Source organism: Massilia sp. LjRoot122, from assembly GCF_964252725.1.
GTDB lineage: Bacteria > Pseudomonadota > Gammaproteobacteria > Burkholderiales > Burkholderiaceae_D > Telluria.
The window spans coordinates 5,186,110-5,204,347 of the sequence record NZ_CAXUPB020000001.1 but is presented as its reverse complement, the minus strand read 5'-3'; the positions used below and the strand labels follow the sequence as shown (position 1 = coordinate 5,204,347).

Genomic DNA, 18,238 nt, shown 5'->3' with positions numbered 1-18,238 from the left:
AAGGAGAATTGGCAAGACCAATTTGTTGATTGGTTGGACTGGAGTGCGTTCAGTGGACTATCCGGAGTGGGTAATCCTGCAAAGGCTGAGTTTTATCGGCTTGTCGTGTTTACAATAGCCAGCACCATTTCCAGGAGAGTCTGTTGAATCGTTTACTTCCTTACCGCGGCCGCCTTGCCGCCGCCATGCTGGCGCTTGCGCTGTCTGGCACGCTCCAGGCCGCCACGCCGGCATCCGCACCGGACACCATCAAAGTCGGCGACTACAGCGTGCAGATGGCGACCCTCGGTTCCGGTAATTACACGGTGATCCTGGAAGCAGGCTTCGGGCGCGACCTGGGCGTGTGGCGCAAGGTCGCGCCGGCGCTGGCCACATCGGCCAAGGTGGTGGCCTACTCGCGCGCCGGACACGGCAAGTCGGATCCGCGCCCGGAGGCGCCGACCATCGCGGCGCGCACGGGCGAGCTGGAACAGCTGATCGCCACGGCAGGACTGAAACCTCCCTTTGTGCTGGTCGGGCATTCCTACGGCGGTTTCCTGATCCGCAGCTTTGCCGCGCGCCATCCGGAACAGGTGGCCGGCATGGTCTTCGTCGATCCAAGCGACGAACAATTCAACGTGGAGCTGCGCAAGCTCGACGCCGCCGCCGTGGACAAGGACAGCAAACTGACGGAGCAGTTCATGCCGCCGAAATTCCACGCCGAGCTGCGCAGCGTGCAGGCAGTGCTCGACAGCGGCAAGCTGCCCTTCACCGGCGCCTTGCCCGACGTGCCGGTGGCGGTATTGACCTCGGTGCAGAAGCGCGAACAGCCGCAGCTCTTCCTCGAGACGCCGGCCGCGGTGCAGGTGTGGCGCACGCTGCACGAGCGCTTCTTCCGCGGCTTCAGCAACGGCAGCCACATCGTGACCGCCGAAAGCGGCCATAACATCCACCAGGAGCAGCCGCAGCTCGTTGTCGCCGCAGTCGAGGGCGTGATCGCCGCAGCGGAGAGCGCGCGCATCAAGCGCGTGCGCGACGCGGCGCGGGCCGAGCTGCTGCGCCGCCTGGAGCAGGGCGGTAGCGATGCGCAGATGGCGCAGGTGCTGGAGGCGAGCGGCTTCGGCGAGGCGGACATCAACCAGCTCGGCTATGAACTGCTCGGGCCACGCAAGCAGCCCCTGCTCGCCGAACGGCTCATGAAGGCAAGCGCCGGCAGGTACAGCACGTCCGACAACGTGCAGGACAGCTACGGCGAAGTGCTGCTGGCGGCCGGCAAGCCGCTCGAGGCCAAGCTGCAGTTCATGCGGGCGATCACGCTGGCCGAGGCGCAGGGCAAAAATGAGAAGGTGCTGGCGGGTTACCGCGCCAACCTGGCCAAGGCCGAAGGGGCGCTGGCGCGCTGAGAACTGACTCTCAGGCGTGGTCCTGCATCCACTCCTTCAACCCATCGACCCACTTCTTCGCCGGCAGGTTGAGATGGCGCCGGATCTCGCCGGCGCGCTCGTACAGCACCGAAAAATCGAGCTGGGGCGCATGCTTGAAGGCCAGCACCACGATGTTTGCATCGTGCACCTCGGGCAGCCAGACCACCGCGTCGAAGACCTGCTGCATGGTGAGCAGGTTCTTGTCGTAGCTGTTGACGTCGCCGAACACGTTGGCGGTCATGATGCCGTCTTCCGTCAGGCAGTCGTAGCAGCCCTGGTAGAAGTCCGGCGAATCGAGCACCGGGCCGCGCGCGTCGTGGTCGTACAGGTCCACCTGCAGCACGTCGACCTGGCCATGGTTGTCGGCATCGAGCACGAAGTCGAGCGCATTCATTTCGCGCACGTCCAGGCGCGCGTCGTTCTCGGGCAGGCCGAACAGGGCGCGGCAGATGGCGATCACGTTTGGATTGAGCTCGGCCGCGGTCACGCGGGCGCCGGGGAAGCGGCGGTAGCAGAACTTGGTGAGCGCCGCGCTGCCGAGGCCCAGCTGGACGATGCGGCGCGGCGCCTCCTTGAACAGCGTCCACATCATCATCATCTGGACGTATTCGAGTTCGATCGCATCCGGCTTGGACAGCCGCATCGCGCCCTGCACCCAGGAGGTGCCGAGGTGGAGAAAGCGCACGCCCTCGAACTCGTCGATGGTGGCGGGCGGGTGGCCCGGTTGGGCGAAGCGGGGATCGATGTGGGCGTACGAAGGTGGCATGGCAGAGGAACGGCTGTGAAGCCCGATCTTACCAGACCACCCGCCGGCGCAGCTCAGGCGATGCCGTTGCGCCCGAACTCGCGGAAGCCCGGCCGCTCGGTCAGGCGGTCGTAATAGGCCGCCACGTGGCGGAAATCCGGCTTGTCCATCGGCGTCATCATCCAGCGGTTCACCGACAGGCCCAGCACGACGTCGGCCAGCGTGAAGGCGCTGCCCGCGGCGTAGGCGCCGGTGGCGCGCAGCTGGGCGTCCAGGATGCCGATGTGGCGGTTCCAGGACGCGATGCTGGCCTCGACTTGGGCCGGGTCCTGGAACGCGGGGCTGTTGCGCACCAGCGCCATGAAAGCGTAGCGCCAAGCCGTGTTCAGGTCGGTGGCCTGCCAGTCCATCCACTGCTCGACGCGGGCGCGCTCACGCGCGCCGGCGGGGAGAAGGGCTCCCTCTCCCTGCTCGCCGTAGTTGGTGCACAGGTAGCGGCAGATCGTGTTCGATTCCCACAGCACGAAGCCATCGTCGACCAGCACCGGCACCAGGCCGTTCGGGTTGAGGCCCGCATGTTCCGCGCTCCAGTCCTCGCGCGCGAAGGGCAGTCCGAGTTCGAGACTGGTCCACAGCACTTTGCGGACATTGATCGAGCTGTCCTTTCCGATGATCTTCAGCATAAGCGTCCTTTCATGGTCATGGGGTAGGCATTGCCGGCAAAATCAGGGTGACGGCCAGGCCGCCGCCCTCGCGGTTCGACAGCGAAATGCGGCCGCCGTGGGCTTCGGCGATCTCGCGCGCCAGCGCCAGTCCGAGGCCGGTGCCGCTGCGCTTGGTCGAGTAGAAGGGCACCAGCGCGTTGGCCAGCACGGTGTCGCTCATGCCGGCGCCGCGGTCCAGCACGTCGATGCGCAGGACATCCTGTACGCGGCGTACCTGCAGCTCGACGGCTTCCGGCCGCGATCCGGATTCGTGGGCATTCTTGAGCAGGTTAAGCAGGGCCTGTTCCATCTGGGCGGCATCGATCCAGGCCGGCTCCTGCGGCAATTCACCCACCACGCGGAAAGGCACCTGGTCGGCCAGCCGGTCGATGAAGACGCCCCAGGGGCGGGCTTCGAGGCGCGGGGTAGGCAGCTTGGCGAAGCGCGCGTAGCCGAGGATGAAGGTCTCGAGGTGGCGGGTGCGCTCGCCGATGGTCTGCAGGATCTGCGGCAGGCGCTCGGTCTGGCCGCGCCGCACCAGCTCCGCGCCCGAGTGCGCGAGCGAGGTGAGGGGCGCCAGCGAATTGTTCAGCTCATGGCTGATCACGCGGATCACCTTCTTCCAGGTCTGCACCTCCTGGCGCCGCAGCTCGGTGGTGAGATGACGCAGCAGCAGCAGTTCGTGGCGGCGGCCGTTGAGCGTGAAGGCGCTGCGTGCCAGGTGGTAGACCTCTTCTTCTTCCGACTCGCCGGCGGTGAACAGGCCGTCGCCGCCGCGCGCCAGCACCTCTTTCAAGGCCGGAGTGGCGCTGTCCAGGATGTCGCCCAGCCCGTGCCCTTCGAGCTTGCGGCCCTCGGACAGCAGCTGGCGCGCCGCCAGGTTGGCGTAGACGATGGTGCCCGTATTCGCGGCGAAGTCGGTTACCAGCAGCATGGCGACGGGCGTGTTCTGCACCATGGTGTCGAGCAGCAGTTCGCGCTGCACCAGGCCGAGGCGCTGTTCGCGCAGCACCTGGCCGAGCTCGTTGTGGGCGGCGATCAGGTCGGCCAGCTCGTCGTTCTGCGGCCAGTGCAGGCTGAAGGAAAAGTCGCCGTCGCGGTAGCTCGTCACCGTGCCCTCGAGGGCGCGGAACAGCGACAGGATCGGCTGGATCTGGGAGCGGATGGTGATGATGGCGATCGGGACGATCGCCACCAGGCAGGCGAAGAAGACCAGCACCGGGTGACCGGGGAAGAGATGGTCCAGCCCGAGCGCGATCAGCATGCCGAGGGCCAGCAGCGTGCCGACCAGCGCCGACCAGCGCGTCACCAGCGAGAGCCGGAGGCCCGGCCGCTTCATGCCGGCCTGGCGATGCCGAGCCGCTCCATGCGCCGGTACAGGGCCTGGCGCGACAGGCCCAGCTCGGCGGAGGCCTGGGCCACCACGCCGCCGGCGCGCGCCAGCGCCTGCACGATGGCCTCGCGGTCGGGTTCCGCATCCGCCACCTGCGCCACCGCCACCGGCAGCCCGAGATCGGGCGCCTTGATCACGTCGCCCTGGGCCAGCAGGCTGGCGCGCGCCATCACGTTCTTCAGTTCGCGCACGTTGCCGGGCCAGGTATGGGCCTGCAGCGCCGCTTCGGCCGAGGGGTGCAGGGTCTTCCCGCGCAGGAAGCTGAGGGCCAGCGGCAGGATGTCGCCCGGACGCGCGGCGAGCGGCGGCAGGCGCAGCTCGATCACGTTGAGGCGGTAGAACAGGTCTTCGCGGAAGCTCCCGGCGCGGATCATGGCGCCGAGGTCCGCATTGGTGGCGCTGATCACGCGCACCTTGACCTGGCGCTCGCGGTTGGAGCCGAGGCGCTCGAAGCGCCCGGTTTCCAGCACGCGCAGCAGTTTCATCTGCCCGGCCAGCGGCAGGTTGCCGATCTCATCGAGGAACAGGGTGCCGCCGTCGGCCGCCTCGAACTTGCCTTCGCGCGCTTTCGACGCGCCGGTATAGGCGCCGGCGTCGGCCCCGAACAGCTCGGCCTCGATCAGCTCCGAGGGCAGGGCGCCGCAGTTCAGCACCACGAAGGGGCCGTCGGCCACCTGCGAGTTGGCCTGGATGATCTCGGCGATGCGTTCCTTGCCGGTGCCGTTCGGGCCGGTGATGAGCACCGGCACGTCGGCGCGCGCCACCTGGCAGGCCAGGGTCAGCACGCGTTCGGTGGCCGGGTCCTGCCACACCAGGCCGCGCAGGTCGAAGTTCTGTTCCAGCTCGCGCTTGGCCTTGCGCTCGCGCTGCAGGCGCTGGTTCAGGGCGCGGTTGGCCTGGCCCAGCTCGATCAGGTTGGTCACCGTGGTGAGCAGGCGCTCGTCGTTCCAGGGCTTGGACAGGTAGTCGGCGGCGCCGGCCTTGATCAGTTCCACCGCGGCGTCGAGGTGGGTCCAGGCGGTCAGCAGGATCACCGGCAGGTCCGGGTGGCGCCGGCGGATCTCGCGGAACAGCGCCACGCCTTCCTCGCCGGAGGTGGTGTCGGCCGTGAAGTTCATGTCCTGGATGACCAGGTCCACCGGCTCGCGCCCGAGGATGGCCAGTCCTTCCTCCGGCGAGCCCGCGCGCAGCGACGCGATGTCGTGGAGGGAGAACAGGACGTCGAGCGCGATGGCGACCGCGGCGTTGTCGTCGATGATCAGTACGGTTGGCATGACGGCAAGTTTAGCATTGCTTGCTTACCCTCAGGCACTGCGGGTCGCGGTGGCCGGCGAGATGCTGGCCGCGCGCCAAGCCGGGCCATAGGCCGCCAGGATGCCGAGCGCCCAGAACACGATCGCGCCGCCCACCAGGTAGTGCGCCGGCAGGCGCGCCATCTCGAGCTTCGTCACCAGCAGGTGGTTCAGGCCCAGGCCGAGCATCACGCCGCCGAACACGCCGGCGCTGGTAATCATGAAGTTCTCCATGATGAAGTAGCGCAGGATGTCGATCTTGCGCGCACCCAGGGCGCGGCGCACGCCGATCTGCTTGCGGCGCTGGGTCACCCACAGGCTGGCCATGCCGACGATGCCCGAGCAGGTGATCAGGAGCAGCAGCACGCTCACGGTGATCAGCATCCACGACAGCGCGACGTCGGCGCGGTAACGGTCCTTGCGGTCTTCCTCGGTGGTCTTGGTCTGCAGGATCATCGGCGTGGCGGAGGACTTGCGCAGCGCCGCCTCGGCTTCCTTGATGACGCGGTCGCGCTGGCCCGGTTCGGTGCGGATCGCATACAGGGCGCCCGGGTTGCCGTACAGGCGCGCCGGGACGTGCACCGAGAACCCGCCGCGCTCGCCCACTTCGGTGTGCGCGGTCTGCAGGCGCTCGACCACGCCGACCACCTGGACGCCCTGCGCCTCGTCGCCGGTGCCGAAGTACATCGTCTTGCCGACCGCCGACTGGCCCGGCCACAGCTTGTCGGCCAGCGGCTTGGTGATCATGATGGTCTTGGGCAGCTCGCGGTTTTCGTTCTCGTTGATCTCGACGAAATCCTGCGGCAGGAAGTCGCGGCCGTCGACCACCTTCAGGCCGAAGGTCTTGACCAGCGAGTCGCCGGAGATGTACATGCCGGCCAGCGCGCTCTCGCGTTCCTGGCGCCGGTCGATGGCGACGCTGCTGGTGCTGCCGTCGCGCGACATCGGCATCTGCGACACGTTCGCCACCGACAGCACGCCCGGGACCGCGCGCAGCACCTCGGCTTCGCGCTTCATGGTGGCGAGCTGCTGCTCGGGACCGTCCTTGTTCAGGTTGCGGACGGTGAAGTAGAAGGTCGCGGCCTCGTCGCTCAGGCCCGAGGGGCGGGCGGCGGTTTCGCGCCGCTCGTTCACGATGTGCAGGGCGTTGGCAAGGATCGCCAGGCTGAGGGCGACCTGCAGGGCGACCAGGATCGGGCCGGTCTTATTGCGCATCAGCGCGGACAGGATGGGACGGATTTCCATGATGGTCTCTCTCGCTTATTGGGATTTCAGCTGGATCGCCGGCGTCACCTGGCAGGCGCGCCAGGTCGGCAGCAGGCCCGCGACCAGGGCGGCCAGCACCGACATCACGAAGGTCAGGATCAGCATCTGCCAGTCCATGCGCGCGATCGTCGCCATGCCCTTGCTCTGCATGCCGATCAGGGCCAGCGCACCGAAGGCCAGCACCAGCCCCAGCACGCCGCCCGCCAGGCCGACCACGCCGGTCTCGATCAGGAACTGCTTGAACACGTCGCGGCGCGAGGCGCCCAGTGCACGGCGGACGCCGATTTCGGAGGCGCGCACCGAGAACTTCGCCAGCAGCAGGCCGATGGTGTTCACCAGGCACAGGATCAGGAAGCCGAAGGCCAGCCAGGCCGACAGCTTGCTGTCGTTGCCGACCACCTTCAGTTCTTCCATCCACTCCATCACGTTGTACAACTCGTTCGGCGCATTGCGCTTCAGGCGGCCCAGCTTGCGCTGCTCGCTCGCATAGTTGTTCAGGAAGCTCTGCAGGTCGGCGCGGTCCGATGCCGAACGGGCTTCGAACCAGAACTGGATCCAGGTGCACTCGGAAGTCAGCAGGTTGGCGAAGCCGGGCTCGCGGTTGGCGCTGCAGTTCATGCTGCCGCTGTGGCCCTGCTCGTGGCGGATCGCGCTCGAGAAGGGAATGAAGAACTCCTCGCCCTTGCCGAAACGGCTGCCGCCGATCAGCTTGTAGAAGCGCGGCAGCGGCGCCCAGGTATCGGTCACGCCGACCACGGTGAAGGGGAAGCCCTTCATCATGAGCTGCTTGCCGACCGGGTTGACGCTGCCGAACAGCTTCTCCGCGATCTCGCGGCTCAGCACGACGACGTCGGCGCCGCGCGTGTCATCGGCCTCGGTCCAGGGCTGGCCGTGCAGGAAGGGGACGTCGAACATGGTGAAGAAGTCGCGGGTCGGCGCCAGGCCGCGCGAATTGAAGGCCGGGATGTCGCTGCGCGGCGGCTCGACCGGCAGCTCGATGCCGTACATCGCGGTGCGGCGCTCGCCCTGGCCGCTCTTGAGCAGGTTGGCGGCGTCCGGATAGCTCATCTGCATGTCGTTCGGGCCATCGCTCGGGACCCAGCCCTCGACCGGGCCGTTGTCGAGCTGCGGCACGAACAGGCGGTCGCTCTTGTGGGGAATCGGGTCGCCCGACATCATGTGCAGGATGGTCAGGGTCGAGACGCTGGCGGCCACGCCGATGGCCAGGGTCAGCACCATCAGGGCGGTCAGCGCGGGGTTGCGGCGCAGGCTGCGCAGGCCCAACTTGAAGTAATAGGCAAACATGGCGTCGCGCTCCTTATGCCGACACGGCGGTCTTGTCGACCAGGGTCGGGCCCTTGCGCACCAGGTCCGAGACCTGGCCGTCGATGATGTGGACGTTGCGGGTGGTGCGCACCGCCAGTTCCGGGTCGTGGGTCACCATCAGGATGGTGGTGCCGGCCGCGTTGATCTCTTCCAGCAGCTCCATCACGCCGCGCGCCATCTGCGTATCCAGGTTCCCGGTCGGTTCGTCGGCCAGCAGCAGCTTGGGCGAACCGGCCAGCGCGCGCGCGATCGCCACGCGCTGCTGCTGGCCGCCGGACAGCTCGGCCGGATAGTGCTTCATGCGCGAGGCCAGGCCGACCTTGGCCAGCGCGTCCTCGATGCGCTCCTTGCGCTCGGTCTTGTTGAAGCCGCGGTAGCGCAGCGGCACGTCGACGTTGTCGAACAGGTTCAGGTCGGGAATCAGGTTGAAGCCCTGGAAGATGAAGCCGAGCTTCTCGTTGCGCAGGCGCGAGCGGGACGAGTCGTCAAGGCCCTTGACGTTGACGCCGTCGAGGATGTACTCGCCCGAGGTGAATTCCTCCAGCAGGCCGGCGATGTTCAGGAAGCTGGTCTTGCCGGAGCCGGAGGGGCCGGTCACGGTCACGAACTCGCCCTGCTTGACTTCGATCTCGAAACCGCGCAGCGCGTGGGTCTCGATCATGTGGGTGCGGTACACCTTGCTCAGGTTGGTCATGCGCAGCATGGGATTCTCCTCGTTGGTATTGGTCTTAGCGGTTGATCGAAACGCGTTGGGCGTTGTTGAACGTGTCGGTGCCGGAAATGACGACCTTGTCGCCGGGCTTCAGGCCGGACAGGATCTCGACGGCGGAAATGCTGGTGGCGCCCAGCTGCACCGGGGTGCGCACGGCGATGCCGTCCTCCACGCGGTAGGCGAAGCGGCCGCCATCGTTCTCGACGAAGGGGCCACGCGGCAGCATCACCACGTTCGGGCGTTCCTCGATCAGCAGGCGGGCCGTCACGCGCTGGCTCTGGCGCAGGCCGGTGGGCTGCGCGCCGTCGAAGCGCACGCGCGCCAGCACCTGGTTCTTCACGACCTCGGGCGACAGCGCCGACAGCTTGCCGGTGGCCTTGCCGCCCGGGAGGGTGATCTCGGCGCTCATGCCCAGGCCGATGTCGGTCATATAGGATTCCGGCACCTCGAGTTCGACTTCGAGCTTGGACAGGTCGACCAGGGTCATCAGGGGCGCATTGGCGGCGACCACCATGCGGTTCTGCACGTTGAGGGTGCCGATGAAGCCGTCCACCGGCGCACGCACCGTCAGCTCGTCGACGCGGCGCTGGGCATTGGCCATCGACAGGCGCTGGCGTTCCAGCTCGTTGATCTTGGTCTTCAGGGCCAGTTGCACGTCGTCGCTTTCGAGGGCGGCAGCCTGCGTGGCGTGGCGTGCGCGGATCTGGGCCGAGTTCAGCGCGTCCTTGGCCTTCTGGTAGTCGATCTTGGCGATGACGCCGACCTGGGCCACGCTTTCGTAGCGCTCCAGGGTGCGCTGGGCCGACAGGCGGTCGATCTCGGCGGTGTCGGCCTCCCTTTGCGCCAGCAGCTTCTGCTTGCGCGCCAGGATCTGCTGGCGCGCCACTTCGGCTTTCAGCTGCTCGTAGCTCGACACTTCGCGCTTGAGCTCATCGGTCAGGTCGGGCGACTCGAGCACCGCCAGCACGTCGCCTTTTTTCACGGTATCGCCGGCGGCGACCTTCAGGTTGACGGTGGCGGGCGAGGTCGAGTACAGGGTCGGACTGACGGCGGCGACCACGCGGCCATTGACCGAGGCGTCACGCACCAGGGTGCCGCGGCTGACTTCGGCGATGCGCAGGCGGTCGACGTTGACGGAGTGCTCACTGCTGGTCCAGGCACCCAGCACGGCGGCGCTGACGGCGAGGATGGCGACGGCGCCGCCCACCCACAAGGCGCGGCGCTTGAGCTTGTGGACCGGGGCCGGGCTGAGGACGGCGTCTTGTTCTGATGTATCGCGGATCATGGCATCTTCTGGTGACAACGTTGGATGGCGTTGTCAATGCACGATCCGTGCCAATCAGGCAAGTGCTTGATTTGGCAGGAAAGCTGCTGCAGTGTCCGGTGTCCGCGGTGTCCGTCAATACGCGCTGCGGACAGTTGGCCGGACACCCGGGTGGCGCCGCTGCGTGACAATGCTTGAACATTGGAATGTAAACACGCTGTTAAGATCGACGGATGCCTGCCTTACTCGCTTCGCTTCGCCGCTCTGTCTCCGACTTCTTCCATCCAGCCGACCGGGAACCGCCGTCCCCCTTTTTCACGCCCGAGGAAATCGGCCGCCTGCACCGCACGGACCGAGACGCGCGCAGCGCGCTCGACGACCAGACCTGGCACGACCTGCTGCTGGAATCCTGGGAAGAACGGCTGGCGCAGGACACCAGCATCTTCGGTCGCCAGATGCTGCATCGCCGCCTGCGTGCCGGCTTGCAGGATGCCGACTGTGCGGCATTGACGCAGCGCCTGCGCGCCCTGCTGGCCGACCCGGGCCGCGTGGATGCGCTGACCACGGCCCTGCGCCTGCTGCGCTACGCCGGGACCGAGCTTGCGGGCCTGCTGTTCAGCGAAGAACTGCCCCAGCCGCCGGCCTGGAGCCGCTTCCTCTGGGTGCTGCCGCTCATGCTCCTGCTGTCGCTCGGCCTGCTGGCGACCCAGCCGCTGGGCTGGATGGCGACGCTCGCCGCGCTGGCCCCGCTGATGGCGCTGCAGGTCAGCTACCACCGCCGCCTCGAGTCGTGGAACAACACACTGGGCAGCCTGAACGCGCTGCTGGCCGGCAGCCACGCGTTGGCGGAACTGGGCGGCCCGCTGCTGGAGCCCTTCGTCGAAGCGCGTTCGGAAGCGGCGCGCCTGCACAAACGGATCGGACACTCGCTGGCGCTGCGCATGATCCCGGCCGCTATGGCCTACGCCAACTGGTTCGGCGCCTATAACATCAGTCATTACTGGAAAACCACCCGCGCCGTACACCGGGCGCGGGACTTCCTGCGCGCCTGCTACCTGCGCAGCGCCGGGCTGGAAGCCGACGTGGCGTTGGCCCGCCACCTGCGCCGGCAGGAACATTGGTGCTGGGCCGAGCGCAGTGGACCGCGCACGCTGGAACTGGAGGGCGGCGTGCATCCGCTGATGGACGCCCCGAGCCCGCTGTCGCTGGCCCTGGACGGGCAGGGCGCCTTCATCTCTGGGCAGAACGCGTCCGGCAAGAGCACCTTCCTGCGCATGGTGGGCCTGAACCTGGTCGCGGCGCGCGCCTTCGGCTTCTGCTACGCGCGGCAGGCGCGCTTGCCGGCAGCGCCGGTCCGCGCCAGCATGCAGAACGAGGATTCGCTGCTGGGCGGCGAGAGCTTATATATGTCTGAGCTGCGCCGGGCACGCGAACTCCTGGCGTCCAGCGGGGAGCCAGCGGGGATCTGCCTGATCGACGAGGTCTTCCGCGGCACCAACCATCTGGAATCGGTGTCGGCCGCCAGCGCGGTGCTGGAAACCCTGTGCGAACGCGACCTGGTGCTGGTGTCGTCGCATAACCTGGTGCTGGCGCGTATTCTGGCCGGCGAGCTCGAACCCTTCCGCATCGATACGGCGGGCGGCTGCCCGGTCTTGCAGCCGGGCGTATTGCGCGAGCCGAACGGCATCGCGCTGCTGGCGACCCAGGGCTTCGGCGCCCGGATCGAGGAGCGGGCGGCCGAGGTGGCGCGCTGGCTGAGCAGCCACCTGGCCACACCTGGCGCAGCGCTTCAGTCCGACCGCGCGAGCATCGAGAACGGAAAAATGCCGCGCCCGTGGCCGTCGTCGAAGGCCAGGTTGAGCGCGTAGGCGCCGACCGCTTCGATGGCCGCGATCCGCAGGCCGGCGGCCGCCCCGACGGCCAGTCCGGCGCGGCGCCGCGCCCGGCATTCGGCGCAGGGACAGGCCGCACGCAACTCCCCGTGGGTCCAGCGCAGCACGCTGCCGTCGGGCCAGCGCAGCGCCAGCACGCCCTCCAATGCGTGGTTCTCGATCGCTTCGGGCAAGGCCCTCATGCGGCCTGCCCGATCTGCTGGATCGCCAGGCGCGCCGACTTGCGCACTTCCGGATCGGGATCGCCGGCGGCGGCATGCAGGGCCCCGAGCGCGTCCGGCGAGCCGATCTCGCCCAGCGCCAGTGCCGCTTCCTTGCGCAGGTTGCTGATGCTGTGTTCGAGGGCGGCGAGCAGACCGGGCAGGGCCTCGCGGCTGCGCAGGCGCCCGAGGCTGCGTGCGGCACGCAAGCGCACCTGCCAGTAGGGGTCGTCGAGCGCGGCGACCAGGGCGGCGGGCGTCTGTGCCAGGCGCAGCTTGCCGAGCGTGCTGGCTGCTTCCTCGCGGACCTGCCAGGCAGCGTCGTTCAACCCCGCCAGCAGCGCAGGCAGGACGGCGCCCGTGTCGGCATAGCCGAGCGCGCCCGCGGCGGCGCGGCGCACTTCCGGCGCCGGGTCCTGGCTCGCCAGGCGCATCAGGGCCGGCAGGGCGTCCGGGCGCTTGAGGTAGCCGAGCACCGCGACCGCTTCGCGCCGTACCAGGGCATCGGCATCGTCGAGCGCCGCCAGGGCCGGCGCAAAGCTCTCGGCCACGCGCAGCTCGCGCACCCCGCGCAGGGCGGCGGCGCGCACGAAGCTGTCGCCGCTGGCGATGTAGCCGACCAGGTGGGCGGCCGATGCCGGCTGCTTGAGTTCGGACAGGCCCTGGGCCGCGGCTGCGCGCACCGCGTCGTCGGCATCCAGCAGCAGGCGCGCCAGGGCCTGCACCGTGGCGGGCGCCTCGAAGGCTTCCAGTGCACGGGCGGCTTCCAGGCGCACCTGGTTCGACGTGTCGCCAAGCGCCTCGACCAGCAGCGGCACATGGGCGTCCCCGTCCAGGTCCGCCAGGTCGAGCACGGCGATCCGGCGTACGGTGGCGTCCGGGTCCCGCAGGCGCGGCACGATGGCGGCGATGTCGGGGTCGTCATGAAGATCGATAGTCACGAATAATCCTTATGCGTGGGAGTGGGCAGCGGCCTGCGGCCCGAGGGCGCTGAGCCGCGCCAGCGGATTGACGCTGGCCTGGGGATGCAGCAGCGACAGGCAGTGGCGCTTGAGCCGGGTGAAGTGCGCGGAAGTCATGAGGTCGGGATGGCGCGGGCGCGCGAAGTCGAGCCGGATCTCGTCGATGATGCGGCCCGGACGCGGGCTCATCACCAGGATGCGGTCGGCCAGGAACAGGGCTTCGTCGATGTCGTGGGTGATGAACACGACCGTGGTGCGCACCCGCGCCCAGACCTCGAGCAGCAGTTCCTGCATCTTGAGCCGGGTCTGGGCGTCGAGTGCGCCGAAGGGCTCGTCCATTAGCATCACGCGCGGCTGGTTGATCAGGACGCGCGCGATCTCGACACGCTGCTGCATGCCGCCCGACAGCTGGATGGGATAACGGTCGCCGAAGCCTTCCAGTCCCACCAGCTGCAGCAGCTCGCGGGCGCGCCGGTGCCGCTCGCGCCGCCCCACGCCCTGCATCTTGAGGCCGAAGGCGACATTGTCGAGGACGCGCTTCCACGGGAACAGCGTGTGGTGCTGGAACACCAGGCCGCGGTCCGGATGGGGTCCCTCAACCGCCTTGCCGTCGACGCGGATGGCGCCGCGGCTGGGCGTCCAGTGGCCGGCCAGCGCACCGAGCAGGGTGGACTTGCCGCAGCCGGAGGGGCCGAGCACGCACACGAATTCGCCGGGCGCGATCGTCAGCGAGATGTCCTGTACCGCGTCGAAGGCCTGGCGTCCTTCGCCCAGGCGGATCGCGAGATCGTCGATCTCGATCCCGCCGGCGGCGGCGGGCGCGAGGCGGCTGTGTTCCAGGGTCGAGCTCTGGTTCATCGCTTTGTCCTTTGCATGAGGTACCACGGGAGGAACAGGTTGCCGATTTTTCTCACCAGTACGCTGCTGCCCATGCCGATCACCCCGATGAACAGCATGCCGACCACGATTTCCGGATAGTTCTGGATCGTGTACGAGGCCCAGGTGTAGTAGCCGATCCCGAACTGGCCCGAGATCATCTCGGCCGTCACCAGGCAGAACCAGGCCGTGCCCATGCCGATCGACAGGCCAGTGACGATGCTGGGCGCGGCGGCCGGCAGGATCACCTCGGTGAAGATGGTCCAGCGGCCCGCGCCCAGGCTGCGCGCGGACGCGACCAGGCGCGGATCGACCCCTTCCACGCCGTGGATGGTGTTGAGCAGGATCGGGAACAGCGCGCCGATGAAGGTGATGTAGACCATCGACATCTCGGAGGATGGGAACATCAGGATCGCCAGCGGGATCCAGGCCACCGCGGGAATCGGGCGCAGCACTTCCAGCGGCGGCAGCAACAGGTCTTCCAGCAGGCGCGAGCGGCCGATGACGAGGCCCAGCGCGATGCCGGCGGCGGCTGCCGCCGCGAAGCCGGCGAACACGCGCCAGACGCTGGCCTTGAGGTGCTGCTCCAGCCTGGGCGATTCCAGCAGGGCGCGGGCGGCCTCCAGCACCTCGCCCGGCGCGGGCACGTTCTGGAAGGTGAGCAGGCCCAGGTCGGCGTGCCGCGTCGACGCCCACTGCCAGGCCGCGACGCAGGCCAGCACCGACAGCACGCGCAGCAGCAGGCGTCCCAGCCGGCGCAGCGCGGCGGGATCGAAGGGGGAGGAAGTGAGCGCGTCCATACGGGATCAGGCCGCGACCTGGCCGGCCTTGAGCGCGTCGAAGTCGAGCACCTTGCCCTGGTGCTGGCGGGCATAGGCCTCGGCATCGGCCTTCAGCAGGAAGGCGCTGATCTCCTTGCCCTTGACGACGAACCAGGCATCGCCCGCCAGCAGCTTCAGGCCGCTCAGCTGGTCGTGGGCGTAGACGGACCGCAGCTTCTTGCCGGAGGCCTCGAGCTTGCGCAGTTCGGCGAAGGCGGTATCGGCGCTGGCGTAATGGCGCACCAGCGCTTCGCCCTGCACCCAGATCTGGGTCAGGCGCTTCACGTCCGCGATCGGCTTGCCGGTGGCCGCATCCTTCGCCTTGAGCGGCAGCTTGGCGTAGTTCTTCAGCTGGCGCTCGTAATCGAGACCGGCCTGCTTGTAGGCGGCGCGGATGTAGCTGTCGTCGATGAAGCTGGCGGCGTCGATGTCGCTGTCGGTGCGCTTGAGCAGGCGCAGGGTCTCGATCGAGGTCTTGACCGCCTGGCGGTACTCCGGCTTCCAGCTGAAGTCGCGCGTCTGCAGCCCCAGCGGGCCGTGGAACAGGTAGTTGACCTCGGCCTCGATGCCGGTCACCTTGGCGATCAATTCACTGTACTTCTCCGGTTCGGCCGCGATCAGGCGGTCGGCTTCCAGCGCGGCGCGCAGGTAGGCGGTCACGACTTCGGGGTATTTCTTCGCGTAGGCGGCATCGACCAGGCTGCCGTGCAGGGTCGGCGCCTTGGCCTGGGAGCCGTCGAAGATCTTGCGGGCGAAGCCGCGGTGCGGGAACAGCTCGGCGAAGGGCACGAAGTCGGCGTGGGCTTCGACCTTGTTGCTTTGCAGGGCGGATCCGGCCACTTCCGGGGCCTGGGTGGTGATGTTGACGTCGCGTTCCGGGTCCCAGCCCTGGGCCTTGACGGCGCGCAGCAGCATGCCGTGGGCGGTGGAGGCGAACGGCACCGAGATGGTCTTGCCCTTCAGTTCCGCCAGCGACTGCACGCCGGAGGCCTTCGGCACCACGATGCCGTTGCCCGAACCAAGGGTGCTGCCCGACAGGACGCTGATGAAGAGGCTCTGCTTGCCGGCCTTGGCATGGGCCGCGCCGTTGAAGGAGCCGGGGAAGTCGGCCATCGCGCCGATGTCCAGCTTGCCGGCCACCATCTCGTTGGTCAATGGGGCGCCGGAGGTGAAGTTCTTCCACTGGATGTCGTATTTCACGTCCTTGTACTTGCCGGCGCGCGGCAGGTATTTTTCCAGCAGGCCGAGCTCGCGGATCAGCAAGCCGCCGGTGGCGCAGTTGATGGTCGTGTCCTGGGTGCCGATGGCAACCCGGATGGTTTCCGCGGACTGGGCGCTGCCCAGCGCCAGCAGCAGCGACAGGCCGATCAGTGTGTGGTGCAGCTTCATCTGTTGTTCTCCTTGGTTAGCGCAAGAGGTAGGGGATATCGACGTGCACGGCGCCGGTCGGGCAGTCTTTTTCGCAGGGCATGCAGTACCAGCATTCGTCGAACTTCATGTAGGCCTTGCCCTTGCTGAAGTCGATCGCGAGCACGTCGAGCGGGCAGACGTCGACGCAGACGGTGCAGCCCTTGTGGGCGATGCATTTGTCCTCGTCCACGGTGACGGGGACGCTGGTGATGTTGATGGTGGTCGGCATGGTGGTCCTCAGGCGGCGTTCAAATGGGCTTCCGGCTGCACCCGCAGGCGCCGGTAGACGTCCTTCTCGGCGGCGTCGAGCGGCACGATGTAGGGCGCGACCGGGCGCTTGAAGCAGGCCATGCGGCCGTTCTGCTTCTGCAGCTGGACGTGGACGAACCACTCGGCATCGTTGCGCTCCGGGTAGTCGACCCGGTTGTGGTACAGGCCCCAGCGGCTCTCGGTGCGGTACAGGGAGGCGCGCGCCGCCATCTCGGCGCAGTCGCGGATCGCGTGCACTTCCATGGCCCGCATCAGCTCGTGCGGGTTGCGTGCCTGCAGGCGCTCCAGGTCCTGGCCGATGGCCTCGAAGCGCTGCAGGCCGATCTCCATCTTGCGCGTGACCTTGGGCGGCTGCAGGTAGTCGTTGACCATGCGCCGCAGCTTGTATTCCACCTGGGCGGGCGGCAGGCCGTCCTCGCGTTGCAAGGGCGCCCACACGCGGGCGCGCTCGCGCTCGACCTGGGCATCGTCGAGTGCGGGCAGGGCGTTCTCCGCGCAGTAGCGCGCCGCGCTTTCGCCCGCCAGGCGGCCGTAGACGAAGGCGCCCAGCATGTAGTTGTGCGGCACGCAGGCCAGGTCGCCGGCGGCGTGCAGGCCGGCGACGGTGGTGCGGGCCTGGGCGTCGACCCAGACGCCGGAAGCCGAGTGGCCGCTGCACAGGCCGATCTCCGAGATGTGCATCTCGACCATCTGGCTGCGGTAATCGAGCCCGCGGCCGGCGTGGAAGCGCCCGCGGCTGGGGCGCTCGTTGGTGTGCAGGATGGTCTCGATGGTCTGGATGGTTTCCTCGGCCAGGTGATTCATCTTCAGGAACACCGGGCCGTTGCCGCCCTGGAGCTCGTTGTAGAACTCCTGCATCATCTGCCCGCTCCAGTAGTCGCACTCGATGAAGCGCTCGCCCTTGCCGTTGGTCGTGTGGCCGCCGAAAGGACCGGTGACGTAGGCGCAGGCGGGGCCGTTGTAGTCCTTGATCAGGGGATTGATCTGGAAGCATTCGATGCCCGACAGCTCGGCGCCCGCGTGGTAGGCCATGCTGTAGCCGTCACCGGCATTGGTCGGGTTTTCGTAGGTGCCGAACAGGTAGCCCGAGGCGGGCAGTCCCAAACGGCCGGCGGCACCCGTGGCCAGCACCACGGACTTGGCGCGGATCACGTGGAAGTCGCCGCTGCGGCAGTCGAAGGCCATCGCCCCGGCCACCGCGCCGTCTTCCGCCGTGAGCAGGCGGGTGGCGACCAGGCGGTTGGTGATCTCGACCCGCGCGCGCTTCAGGCGCCGGTACAGCACCTTCTTGATGTCGTGCCCTTCCGGCATCGGCAGCACGTAGGTGCCCATGTGGTGCACCTTGCGCATCGCGTAGTCGCCGGTTTCGTCCTTCTCGAACTTCACGCCCCAGCTGTCCAGCTCTTCGATCATCGCGTAGCTGTTGCGGGCATAGGTCATCACGGTGCTCTGGTCGACGATGCCGTCGTTGGCGATGGTGATCTCCTTGACGTACTGCTCGGGTGTGGCGAAGCCCGGCACGACGGCGTTGTTCAGGCCATCCATGCCCATCGAGATGGCGCCGCTGCGCTTGACGTTGGCTTTTTCCAGCAGCAGGACGCGCAAGCCAGGGTCGGCTTCCTTGGCCTTGGCGGCCGCCATCGGGCCGGCGGTGCCGCCGCCGATGACGAGCACGTCGACAGTTTGCACATGGGTTTGCATA

General features: G+C 68.0%; 17 protein-coding genes. 2 read left to right on the top strand and 15 right to left on the bottom strand.

Going from position 1 to position 18,238, the window contains the following annotated elements; genetic code table 11:
* Positions 1-143: 143 nt before the first annotated feature.
* Entirely contained in the window at positions 144-1,382 is a 1,239-nt protein-coding gene (locus ACSQ25_RS22985; protein ID WP_436107938.1) for an alpha/beta fold hydrolase, read from the top strand.
* A 10-nt stretch (positions 1,383-1,392) separates the two neighbouring features.
* On the opposite strand, the gene ACSQ25_RS22980 is transcribed toward ACSQ25_RS22985, so the two are convergent.
* The 8 genes from ACSQ25_RS22980 to ACSQ25_RS22945 are packed head-to-tail and all read right to left on the bottom strand — an operon-like array spanning position 1,393 to position 10,126.
* Complete coding sequence (locus ACSQ25_RS22980; RefSeq protein WP_436107937.1) at positions 1,393-2,169, bottom strand: spermidine synthase; 777 nt, start codon at positions 2,167-2,169, stop codon at positions 1,393-1,395.
* A gap of 53 nt (positions 2,170-2,222) precedes the next feature.
* Positions 2,223-2,831 carry a glutathione S-transferase family protein gene (locus ACSQ25_RS22975; protein WP_436107936.1) on the bottom strand — a complete coding sequence of 203 codons (609 nt, stop codon included), beginning with the start codon at positions 2,829-2,831 and terminating at the stop codon, positions 2,223-2,225.
* 16 nt (positions 2,832-2,847) lie between these two features.
* Positions 2,848-4,191: a sensor histidine kinase gene (locus tag ACSQ25_RS22970; RefSeq protein ID WP_436107935.1), complete on the bottom strand. Its 1,344-nt coding sequence runs from the start codon at positions 4,189-4,191 to the stop codon at positions 2,848-2,850.
* Positions 4,188-5,519: a sigma-54-dependent transcriptional regulator gene (locus ACSQ25_RS22965; RefSeq protein WP_436107934.1), complete on the bottom strand. Its 1,332-nt coding sequence runs from the start codon at positions 5,517-5,519 to the stop codon at positions 4,188-4,190. The genes ACSQ25_RS22970 and ACSQ25_RS22965 overlap by 4 nt, the downstream gene beginning before the upstream one ends.
* A gap of 30 nt (positions 5,520-5,549) precedes the next feature.
* Positions 5,550-6,782, bottom strand: coding sequence for an ABC transporter permease (locus tag ACSQ25_RS22960; RefSeq protein ID WP_436107933.1), 1,233 nt, complete (start codon positions 6,780-6,782; stop codon positions 5,550-5,552).
* Positions 6,783-6,797: 15 nt separating this feature from the next.
* Positions 6,798-8,108 carry an ABC transporter permease gene (locus tag ACSQ25_RS22955; RefSeq protein ID WP_436107932.1) on the bottom strand — a complete coding sequence of 437 codons (1,311 nt, stop codon included), beginning with the start codon at positions 8,106-8,108 and terminating at the stop codon, positions 6,798-6,800.
* Between the two features lie 13 nt (positions 8,109-8,121).
* A complete protein-coding gene (locus tag ACSQ25_RS22950; RefSeq protein ID WP_436107931.1) occupies positions 8,122-8,832 on the bottom strand; it encodes an ABC transporter ATP-binding protein in 711 nt (236 codons plus the stop codon).
* A 25-nt stretch (positions 8,833-8,857) separates the two neighbouring features.
* Entirely contained in the window at positions 8,858-10,126 is a 1,269-nt protein-coding gene (locus tag ACSQ25_RS22945) for an efflux RND transporter periplasmic adaptor subunit (RefSeq protein WP_436107930.1), read from the bottom strand.
* A gap of 212 nt (positions 10,127-10,338) precedes the next feature.
* Between ACSQ25_RS22945 and ACSQ25_RS22940 the strand changes: the two genes are divergently transcribed.
* The gene (locus ACSQ25_RS22940) at positions 10,339-11,973 is read left to right on the top strand and encodes a MutS-related protein (protein WP_436107929.1); all 1,635 of its coding nucleotides are present in this window, start codon (positions 10,339-10,341) and stop codon (positions 11,971-11,973) included.
* On the opposite strand, the gene ACSQ25_RS22935 is transcribed toward ACSQ25_RS22940, so the two are convergent.
* Genes ACSQ25_RS22935 through ACSQ25_RS22905 form a run of 7 tightly spaced genes read right to left on the bottom strand, consistent with a single transcriptional unit; the run spans position 11,895 to position 18,237 of the window.
* Complete coding sequence (locus tag ACSQ25_RS22935; RefSeq protein WP_436107928.1) at positions 11,895-12,179, bottom strand: DUF971 domain-containing protein; 285 nt, start codon at positions 12,177-12,179, stop codon at positions 11,895-11,897. The two genes, ACSQ25_RS22940 and ACSQ25_RS22935, sit on opposite strands and share 79 nt — an antisense overlap.
* A complete protein-coding gene (locus ACSQ25_RS22930) occupies positions 12,176-13,138 on the bottom strand; it encodes a HEAT repeat domain-containing protein (RefSeq protein WP_436107927.1) in 963 nt (320 codons plus the stop codon). Before ACSQ25_RS22930 ends, ACSQ25_RS22935 begins: the two co-directional genes overlap by 4 nt.
* A gap of 9 nt (positions 13,139-13,147) precedes the next feature.
* Positions 13,148-14,017, bottom strand: coding sequence for an ABC transporter ATP-binding protein (locus tag ACSQ25_RS22925; RefSeq protein WP_436107926.1), 870 nt, complete (start codon positions 14,015-14,017; stop codon positions 13,148-13,150).
* Entirely contained in the window at positions 14,014-14,835 is an 822-nt protein-coding gene (locus ACSQ25_RS22920; protein ID WP_436107925.1) for an ABC transporter permease, read from the bottom strand. The genes ACSQ25_RS22925 and ACSQ25_RS22920 overlap by 4 nt, the downstream gene beginning before the upstream one ends.
* Before the next feature lie 6 nt (positions 14,836-14,841).
* Positions 14,842-16,245: an ABC transporter substrate-binding protein gene (locus ACSQ25_RS22915; RefSeq protein WP_436107924.1), complete on the bottom strand. Its 1,404-nt coding sequence runs from the start codon at positions 16,243-16,245 to the stop codon at positions 14,842-14,844.
* A gap of 16 nt (positions 16,246-16,261) precedes the next feature.
* Positions 16,262-16,495: a 4Fe-4S dicluster domain-containing protein gene (locus ACSQ25_RS22910; protein WP_209589799.1), complete on the bottom strand. Its 234-nt coding sequence runs from the start codon at positions 16,493-16,495 to the stop codon at positions 16,262-16,264.
* Positions 16,496-16,503: 8 nt separating this feature from the next.
* Complete coding sequence (locus ACSQ25_RS22905) at positions 16,504-18,237, bottom strand: fumarate reductase/succinate dehydrogenase flavoprotein subunit (protein ID WP_436107923.1); 1,734 nt, start codon at positions 18,235-18,237, stop codon at positions 16,504-16,506.
* Position 18,238: the final 1 nt, after the last annotated feature.